The following is an 8,357-nucleotide window of genomic DNA, read 5'->3' on the forward strand; positions in this document are numbered from 1 at the left end:
AAAAAGTTAATAAAGCATGAAAATGAAGATGCGGAGGGGGTAATCGCGCCCTCCGAAAATGTTTGCGACAGGCCCGTTCAAGAGCTATACAACGACTTGTAAGCGCTCCCACGGGACCCGCAGCCTTGCTGCGAACCCCGTAGCCGATTGTGACCGTTCTCGTATTACGTGCTCCGCTCCCCCTCAAGAGCAGGCTCGTCCGCTCTGCGACCGCGCTTGAACTGCACAACCAGTGGGACGACAAGCGCAAGGATCGCGATTGCAATGAGGGTTGCGGAGATCGGGCGGGTGACAAACACGGATAGGTCGCCTTGGCTGATTGTCATCGCCCGCCGAAACTGCTGCTCCGCGAACGGCCCGAGGATCATGCCTATGATCACCGGGCTCGTCGGAAAATCATAGCGGCGCATGAAGAAGCCGATGATGCCGATAACATAGAGTAGCGCCAAGTCGAATACCGACTGACTGATGCCGTAGGTGCCAATTGTCGCGAACAGCAGGATGCCCGCGTACAGGTATGGCGTCGGGATTTTTAGAACCTGCACCCAAAGCCCCACGAGCGGAAGATTGAGCACCAGAAGAAGGACGTTGCCGATATACAGGCTCGCGATCAGGCCCCACACGAGGTCGGGTTGCGACACGAGCAACTGCGGTCCGGGATTGATGCCGTACGATTGGAACGCGGACAGCATGATTGCAGCTGTGGCAGACGTCGGAAGCCCGAGGGTTAGAAGCGGTACGAATACACCGGCGGCGCTCGCGTTGTTCGCTGCTTCGGGACCCGCAACACCTTCAATGGCGCCGTGACCAAATTCTTCCGGGTGTTTCGACAGCTTCTTTTCGAAGAAGTAAGACAGAAACGTCGGGATCTCGGCCCCACCCGCTGGCATGGCCCCAATCGGGAAGCCGATGCAGGCGCCGCGGAGCCAGGGTTTCCAGGAGCGTGTCCAGTCCTGTCGGTTCATCCATAGCGATCCCTTGATCGGGATAACTTCGTCTTTGCCAGCTCGATACCGAGAAGCAAGATGAAGTGTCTCTCCTACAGCGAAAAGCCCAACGCAAACGATGACCACATCCACCCCGTCAAGCAGAGACATCTGACCGAATGAGAACCGTGCCTGACCTGTCTGGAGGTCCACACCGATCAGGCCGATGAACAGGCCGAGCGCGAGGGCTGTCAGACCACGCACCATCGTCGACCCCAGTACGACGGAGACGGTGACGAATGCCAGGAGCATCAGCGCGAAGTAGTCGGCAGGAGAAAACGTCAGAGCGAATTTGACGATGATCGGCGCGAGCAGAGTAATGCCGACTACACCAAGCGTACCTGCGACGAAGGAACCGATCGCGGCGGTCGCGAGTGCTGGACCTCCTCGCCCTTTGCGTGCCATTTTGTGGCCCTCAAGGGCAGTGACGATGGTCGCGCTTTCGCCTGGCGTGTTGATAAGGATCGAGGTTGTCGATCCGCCGAACATGGCGCCGAAGTAGATACCGGCGAACAAGATAAATGCCGCAGTCGGTTCGACCTGGAACGTGATCGGGAGAAGCATCGCGATCGTCAGAGCGGGACCCAGCCCGGGCAAGACGCCGACGAAGGTGCCAAGCGTTACCCCGATCAGTCCCCACATCAGGTTGACAGGGGTCAGAGCGACGGCGAAGCCGTTGGCAAGTGAAACGAATGAATCCATTAGAAAAGATCCTCGATCAGGCCACTACCCATGCGAAGGTCAAGCACGCGTGCGAACCCGTAGTAGGCAAGAAGAGCAAGAACGAAACCGACGATCGCAGCTAGCCAGAGACGTCGGCTGCCAAATGCCTTGGCGACGAACACGAACATCGCCGTCGAGGCGAGGATGAAGCCAACATAGCTGATCATAACAAGATTGATCGCTAGTCCGCCGATCACCCACATCATAGGCTGTAGATCCGGTCGATCGGCATCCTCGTCTGTCGCCTCGCAGGACCAGGTGCCAGAAAAGACGTCTCGGAACAGAAGACAGCCGAGACCGATCAAGGCGGCCCCGACCGTGTAAGGAAAGATCGTCGGGCCAACTTTCGCATATGTCGGCGGTATGGCGATCTGCATGGTCATGATGACCACGCCGACGCCGAGCGCGATGACGCATAACGCCACCGCTGTGAGTTCAAGATTACGGGATTTCATAAGCTCGGTCTCACGCCAATCCGAGGTCCTTGAGGATGCCGCCAATGCGCCGCGTATCTTCCTCAAGGTATTTGCCAAACTCGTCGCCGGCCAAAAATAGCCTTGTCCAGGAGCGTGTCTTGAGTTCGGACTGCCACTTCTCCTCTGCATCCATCTTGGTGACGAGGTCGATGAGATTGGTTTTCTGCTTATCAGAGAGATCTGGACCAGCGAAGACCGCACGCCAATTCAACAGCTCGACCTCAAGGCCCTGCTCTTTGATCGTCGGGGCATCGATGCCCGCTACACGTTCAGGAGCTGAGAGGCCGAGAACCCGGAGGTTGCCCGCGGCCACCTGCTCGGAGAATTCACCCCATCCGGACACGCCGCAAGTCACCTGATTGCCAAGAAGGGCGGCCATGGCTTCCCCGCCGCCTGCGAAAGCAACGTATGAAATCTTAATTGGGTCGACGCCCGCGGCCTTGGCAACAAGGCCTGCCAGAATGTGGTCACTTCCGCCAGCAGAACCGCCGGCCCAGGATACCGAACCGACGTCCTTCTTCAAGGCTTCGACCAGATCAGACATGGTCTTCAACGGCGAAGCAGCGGGCACCACGATCGCCAGATATTCCCCGGTCAGGCGCGCGATCGGCGTGACCGCCGACAGATCCACAGGAGACTTGTTGGAGATGATAGCGCCGATCATCACCATTCCACCGGTCATGAGCGCGTTGCCGTCGCCCTTGTGCTGATTGATGAACTGCGGGAGACCGATCGTGCCGCCCGCGCCGCCAACGTTGGTGATGCGCGAGTTGCCGATAAGTTTGGCGTTCCGCATGACGGTATCCATCACGCGGGCGGTCTGATCCCAGCCGCCACCGGGCGCTGCCGGAACGAAGATTTCGAGACGCTTGATGGTCTGTGCGCGCGCCATGCTTGGCATTGTCGCCATCACGGTTGCGATGCCCGCGGATGCAAGGAAAGTACGGCGGTTCATTTGGTTTCCTCCCAGGTTTGAACTCGTTGTGTTCCGGATCTCCGGATCGATGTTGTTCGGCCCTCCAAGCCGACGATGGGCGATGCGCCTAAGCAGACGCGCCCTCTTCATTTATGCAAGCTTGCGGGCTTGCTGCTTGCCGAGCGCTGTCTCGTCGGCGATCACGCCAGCAGCAACCATCTTCTCGATGTGGGCTGCGCTATATCCAAGTTCGCTCAGCACTTCCGCGCTATGCTCGCCGCAGCGCGGTATGTCGTGGCGCAAACCAAGGCGCTGGCCATTGAAGTCGATTGGAAGCGTAGGCACCTTGGTCGGGGTGCCATTGGGTAGGACGATATCCACCGTGCCACCTGGCTGGGTGACATGTGGATCGTCGAATAGGTCCTGCGGTTTGGCAATCGGCGCAAACGGCAGCCCGATTTCCTCACAGCGAGCCAAAGCATCGGGCAGCGTCATGCTGTCGAAGATCGCGCGTATCGCCGGCATGAACTTTTCCCGATTGGTCACGCGTTCGGCGTTCGTCTGGAGATCAGGGTCGACCAAGAACTCCTCAAGGCCGAACGACTTGCAGAATGCTGCCCACTGTGTGTCACTGACCACGCCGACAAAGATCTGCTTCCCGTCTCCCGTATTGAAGAGATCGTAGACCGCCCATGCCGAAATCCGTTCGGGCAGGGGGGCGGCAGCCTTTCTCGTGACCGCCATCTGCATCATGTGCTGCGCCACGAGAAAGACGTTGTTCTCGAACAATGCGCTGCGGACGAGCTGTCCTTTTCCTGTCTTCGACCGTTCCTGAAGTGCTGCGAGGATGGCGATGGCGGCAAACATTCCTCCCATCACGTCGTTCACGGACGCGCCTGCGCGCAGCGGTCGTCCTGTGGGCCCCGTCATATACGCTAGCCCGCCCATCATCTGGACAACCTCGTCGAGCGCTGCGCGATGTTCATAGGGTCCGGAAAGGAAGCCCTTGAGAGAGCAATAGATCAGCTCGGAATTGCGCGCGTTTGAGGCATCGTATCCGAAGCCAAGCTTGTCCAGCGCGCCCGGGCGAAAATTTTCGATCAGCACGTCAGACGAGTCTATTAGCTTCTGAGCTGCCGCATGACCGTCTGATGATTTGAGGTCGACGACGAGGCTACGCTTATTTCGATTGAAGGTAGGAAAGAAGCCCGCACCGGAACCATTTAGACGACGCGTGTTGTCGCCGTTTGGATATGGCTCGACCTTCACCACGTCGGCGCCGAGATCAGCCAGGATCATGCCACAGCTCGGTCCCATGATCATGTGCGAGAACTCCACGACCTTAATGCCAGCTAGGGGAAGCGCCGCCGTATCGCGGAAAGGTTCGTTCATAGGCCGTCCTCGAATTCTGTTAGATAGAAATGTGTTCTGTTGAAGAAAAATGAGGAAGTGTTTGCTTGGTGTCAAGCGAATTGCTTGCTGCGCTGCGGCATTGCACGCATGAGAAGCCTCTATCGAGGCACTTTCTAAGAACGGTCGATCAAACAGGTTTGACGTATGCCAGAATTCTATCTAATAGAATGACGTTCTGTTAAAGAGAATTGGAGGAGCAATTTCATGAGACCAGATGGTCGCGACGTCATCGTCAGCGAAGTAGGTCCCCGCGACGGTCTTCAAAGCATTAAGCGCGCTATGCCGACCGCAACGAAGATCGCCTGGATCAACGCCCTCGCTCAATCCGGTCTGTCAGAGATTGAAGTCGGTTCCTTCGTGTCGCCGAAAATGCTGCCTCAAATGGCGGACTGCGGCGAGCTTGTTACGGCTGCTCGAGAGATCCCTGATCTGACAGTCTTGGCGCTCGTACCCAACCTTCGTGGAGCGCAGGCTGCATTCGACGTTCGGACACCGAAGATCACTATGCCTGTCTCGGCTTCGCAGTCCCATAGCATGGCGAACATCAATCGTACGGTGGAGGAAGCTGTTGCTGATGTAGGGCGCGTCAACGACCTCCGCGGCTCGCTGCCGGATGACTATCGTCCGGGCCTGGAAATCGGTATCTCCACCGCGTTCGGATGCACCATCGAAGGCAGCATACCGGAGGACTGGGTTATCAGGCTGGCAGTCATGCTTGCCGAGGCTGGTGCCGATTCCGTCGGCCTATCTGATACCACAGGGTATGGAAACCCGGCGCAAGTAAAACGCCTGTTCTCCCGACTGCGTTCCGAGCTCGGGGATAAGGCAGGTGGGGGTCACTTTCATAACACGCGCGGTCAAGGACTGGCCAATGTGGTTGCCGCGCTCGAGGTGGGTGTCACGACCTTCGATTCCTCCCAGGCTGGCCTTGGGGGGTGCCCCTATGCGCCAGGCGCGACGGGGAACATTGTGACCGAAGATCTCGTATTCATGCTCGAATCCATGGGTCTCAAAACCGGAGTTGATATCGACAAGCTTGTAAGCGCTCGCCCCATCATTCTATCCGGTCTTCCGGGCGAGAATTTGTATGGTCACGTCCAGGATGCAGGCCTGCCAAAGGGCTTTCAATACGCCTGAGCTCAGTGAGCTCTATCCACACACGTCTAAGAGTTAGTGAACCCGCGTCAGTGACCACGGGAATGGTTGCGCGCGAGTTCGGGAGGGTACGCAATGCTGACTTTTCTTGGATATTCGATGGTCGCGACGTTCATGGCGCTGATCATGACCAAGCGCATGACGGCTATGGTCGCGCTGATGGTCGTGCCGATCGTCTTCGGACTCATCGCTGGCGCAGGCACAGACATTGGCAAGATGATGATGGGTGGTCTTGTCAAGTTGGCACCGACCGCAGCCATGCTCTTCTTCGGGATCATCTACTTCTGCATCATGACGGACGCGGGCCTTTTCGACCCGCTTATAAGAGTTGTGGTCAAGACGGCAAAGGGTGACCCTCTCAGGATCATCGTCGGTACTGCCGTCATGGGCACAGTAGTTGCGCTCGACGGCGATGGCGCTACCACCTACGTGATTTGCACGGCCGCGCTTCTCCCTGTTTATCGCCGTCTCGGCATCAGATTGCAGTACATGGCGACGCTGGTCCTCATGTCGATCGGCATCATGAATATCCTACCGTGGGGCGGACCTACCGCGCGGGCCGCCAGTGCGATGCATCTCGATGTGAGTGAAGTCTTTGTCCCGCTCATACTACCCATGCTGACAGGCTTCGCGTACGTTCTCTGTGTCGCCTTCTATTTCGGCGTTAAGGAGCGAAAGAGGATCGGCAGGATCAGCCAGCGCGACATCGCTGCGATTGAGGAGAGCCTGGAGCAAGTGCCGGAATTCCGGCGTCCGCAGATGCTGCCTCTCAACCTCATTCTGACTGTCGTTCTGATCGTCGCCCTGATCCAGGGGCTTCTGCCGCTGCCTATCCTGTTCATGGTAGCAACAGCGATTGCCCTGATCTTGAATTATCCGAGTGTTTCCGAGCAAAAGGAGAGACTGAGCGAGCACGCCTATAATGTCTTGGCGGTAGTGTCCCTCATTTTCGCAGCAGGCATATTTACGGGTATCCTCAACGGCACTGGCATGCTCGACGCAATGTCGAAAAGCCTTCTCTACATAACTCCAGATGCCTTCGGTCCCTACCTCGCCCCTTTCACTGCGGTATTGAGCGGGCCCGCTACATATGCCGTCACCAATGACGCGTTTTATTTCGGGGTGCTACCAATCCTCGCCAAGACCGCAGCGGCCTATGGCATCACAGCTGCAGAAATGGCGCGCGCGTCTCTCGTCGGCCAGCCGCTTCACCTGCTCAGTCCGCTTGTTGCCTCGACCTATCTTCTCGTCGCGCTCCTGGACATCAACTACGGTGAGAACCAGCGTGCCTCGATCCTCTGGGTGATCGGACTGATGTTCGCGATGCTTGCCGGAGCCCTCATCTTCGGCGCAATACCTTTGCGAGGATCGATCGGATGAGCATTGGTGAAGAGTGGCAGATCGAAGACGACGACGGGTTCATCGCGCATGTTGGCCCTGTTTATCACGTTCCCTTTTCTGCGGGCGAAGGGCGCTTCAGGTTCGTTGCAGAACCTAAGCACAGAAACCGCGCCGGGTTCGTACAAGGCGGAATGCTGATGACTTTTGCAGATCGCGCAATGGGACGGACCGCAAGGCAATCAGACGAGAAGAGAGCGCAGGCGACGGCGCAGTTTTCGATGCAGTTCTATGAGCCGGTCAGGATTGGCGAATGCGTCGAGATCGTCTGCACTATCGAGAAACAGACGCGGCATCTGGTGTTCATGAGAGGCGAGCTGTTAGTCAGCGGGCGTCAGGTCGCAAGCGCTACCGGGGTGTGGAAGATCATCGGCTCATAGCCAATACGACGCGGGCGGGCGGCAATCTCCGGATTTCGTTGTCTTGTCGCACCGTGACGCGCTATGCGTTCAAGGCAAGAAGCGGCGATCATTCGGAGACTAGTCAATGGCGGTTCAAAAAGAGCAGAGGGTTGAGGCCGTTGAACGCGCATTGACGATCCTCAATGCCTTCACAGATAGCGATTCTCGCCTGACCCTCAATCAGATAGCGGCAAAGACCGGTTTCTATCCCAGCACGATCCTGCGCCTCGCCGGCTCGCTCGAACGGTTCGGCTATATCAACAGGGAACCCGATGGCCGCTTTCGTCTGGGTTCGACACTGTACCGTCTCGGCAACCAGTATCAGCGAACTTTTAATCTGGCGGAATATGTTCGCCCCGTCCTGCGAAAGCTGGTGGAAGTGACCGAGGAGACCGCCGCGTTTTACATCAAGGATGGGGATCGCCGCATTTGTCTCTATCGGCATCATGCGGATCGTATCTTTAGGCATTACCTTGAGGAAGGTGCTTCCCTCTCACTCGACAAGGGTGCAACCGCCCGTATCCTGATGGCATTCTCCGGGGAACCCGGTGTGTTCTACGATGATATCCGTGGCAAGGGATATTACATTTCCCTCGGCGAGCGAGATCCGGACACTGGAGCGATCGGGGTTCCGGTCTTCGGGGTGGGGAACAATCTGGTAGGCGCGTTGGGCCTCACGGTACAAATGCAGCGATTCACCGCAGAGGCTCAATCTCAACAGCTGGAGGTTTTGATGAGCGAGGCTAGGGACCTATCGATCCGGCTAGGTTCCACGCAGGGTTTCTCCAACCGATAGCAATCAGAAAAAGTTTGGGCCTGTCGCAAATTTTCGGGCTTAACGGTATATTGACCATAGGCATGAAATTTGCCGCTCCGAAAATTGGAGCGA

The 8,357-nt window shown here is 57.4% G+C and carries 8 protein-coding genes; 4 read left to right on the forward strand and 4 right to left on the reverse strand.

The genetic code is table 11. The features are described from left to right. Positions 1-164: 164 nt before the first annotated feature. The 4 genes from V6R85_RS25820 to V6R85_RS25835 all read right to left on the reverse strand — a co-directional run bounded on the left by V6R85_RS25820 (position 165) and on the right by V6R85_RS25835 (position 4,493). Entirely contained in the window at positions 165-1,688 is a 1,524-nt protein-coding gene (locus tag V6R85_RS25820) for a tripartite tricarboxylate transporter permease (protein WP_111785465.1), read from the reverse strand. After that, positions 1,688-2,164: a tripartite tricarboxylate transporter TctB family protein gene (locus tag V6R85_RS25825; protein ID WP_111785464.1), complete on the reverse strand. Its 477-nt coding sequence runs from the start codon at positions 2,162-2,164 to the stop codon at positions 1,688-1,690. Before V6R85_RS25825 ends, V6R85_RS25820 begins: the two co-directional genes overlap by 1 nt. Before the next feature lie 10 nt (positions 2,165-2,174). Further along, the gene (locus V6R85_RS25830) at positions 2,175-3,140 is read right to left on the reverse strand and encodes a Bug family tripartite tricarboxylate transporter substrate binding protein (RefSeq protein ID WP_111785463.1); all 966 of its coding nucleotides are present in this window, start codon (positions 3,138-3,140) and stop codon (positions 2,175-2,177) included. Positions 3,141-3,251: 111 nt separating this feature from the next. Then, a complete protein-coding gene (locus V6R85_RS25835; RefSeq protein ID WP_111785462.1) occupies positions 3,252-4,493 on the reverse strand; it encodes a CaiB/BaiF CoA transferase family protein in 1,242 nt (413 codons plus the stop codon). Between the two features lie 225 nt (positions 4,494-4,718). On the opposite strand from V6R85_RS25835, the gene V6R85_RS25840 reads away from it, so the two are divergent. The 4 genes from V6R85_RS25840 (at position 4,719) to V6R85_RS25855 (ending at position 8,264) form a co-directional block, all read left to right on the forward strand. Then, a complete protein-coding gene (locus tag V6R85_RS25840) occupies positions 4,719-5,651 on the forward strand; it encodes a hydroxymethylglutaryl-CoA lyase (protein WP_111785461.1) in 933 nt (310 codons plus the stop codon). A 93-nt stretch (positions 5,652-5,744) separates the two neighbouring features. Continuing rightward, entirely contained in the window at positions 5,745-7,049 is a 1,305-nt protein-coding gene (locus V6R85_RS25845) for a CitMHS family transporter (RefSeq protein ID WP_111785460.1), read from the forward strand. Further along, complete coding sequence (locus V6R85_RS25850) at positions 7,046-7,447, forward strand: PaaI family thioesterase (protein ID WP_111785459.1); 402 nt, start codon at positions 7,046-7,048, stop codon at positions 7,445-7,447. The genes V6R85_RS25845 and V6R85_RS25850 overlap by 4 nt, the downstream gene beginning before the upstream one ends. 106 nt (positions 7,448-7,553) lie before the next feature. Next, positions 7,554-8,264: an IclR family transcriptional regulator gene (locus V6R85_RS25855; RefSeq protein WP_111785458.1), complete on the forward strand. Its 711-nt coding sequence runs from the start codon at positions 7,554-7,556 to the stop codon at positions 8,262-8,264. Positions 8,265-8,357 lie beyond the last annotated feature (93 nt).

The sequence above is a fragment of the Agrobacterium sp. CCNWLW32 genome (genome assembly GCF_037083425.1).
Taxonomy (GTDB): Bacteria; Pseudomonadota; Alphaproteobacteria; order Rhizobiales; family Rhizobiaceae; genus Agrobacterium; species Agrobacterium radiobacter.

Coding starts and splice junctions, on each gene's coding strand:
- V6R85_RS25855 (WP_111785458.1), top strand. CDS start 7,554: ATGGCGGTTCAAAAAGAGCAGAGGGTTGAGGCCGTTGAACGCGCATTG.
- V6R85_RS25830 (WP_111785463.1), bottom strand. CDS start 3,140: ATGAACCGCCGTACTTTCCTTGCATCCGCGGGCATCGCAACCGTGATG.
- V6R85_RS25835 (WP_111785462.1), bottom strand. CDS start 4,493: ATGAACGAACCTTTCCGCGATACGGCGGCGCTTCCCCTAGCTGGCATT.
- V6R85_RS25825 (WP_111785464.1), bottom strand. CDS start 2,164: ATGAAATCCCGTAATCTTGAACTCACAGCGGTGGCGTTATGCGTCATC.
- V6R85_RS25850 (WP_111785459.1), top strand. CDS start 7,046: ATGAGCATTGGTGAAGAGTGGCAGATCGAAGACGACGACGGGTTCATC.
- V6R85_RS25840 (WP_111785461.1), top strand. CDS start 4,719: ATGAGACCAGATGGTCGCGACGTCATCGTCAGCGAAGTAGGTCCCCGC.
- V6R85_RS25820 (WP_111785465.1), bottom strand. CDS start 1,688: ATGGATTCATTCGTTTCACTTGCCAACGGCTTCGCCGTCGCTCTGACC.
- V6R85_RS25845 (WP_111785460.1), top strand. CDS start 5,745: ATGCTGACTTTTCTTGGATATTCGATGGTCGCGACGTTCATGGCGCTG.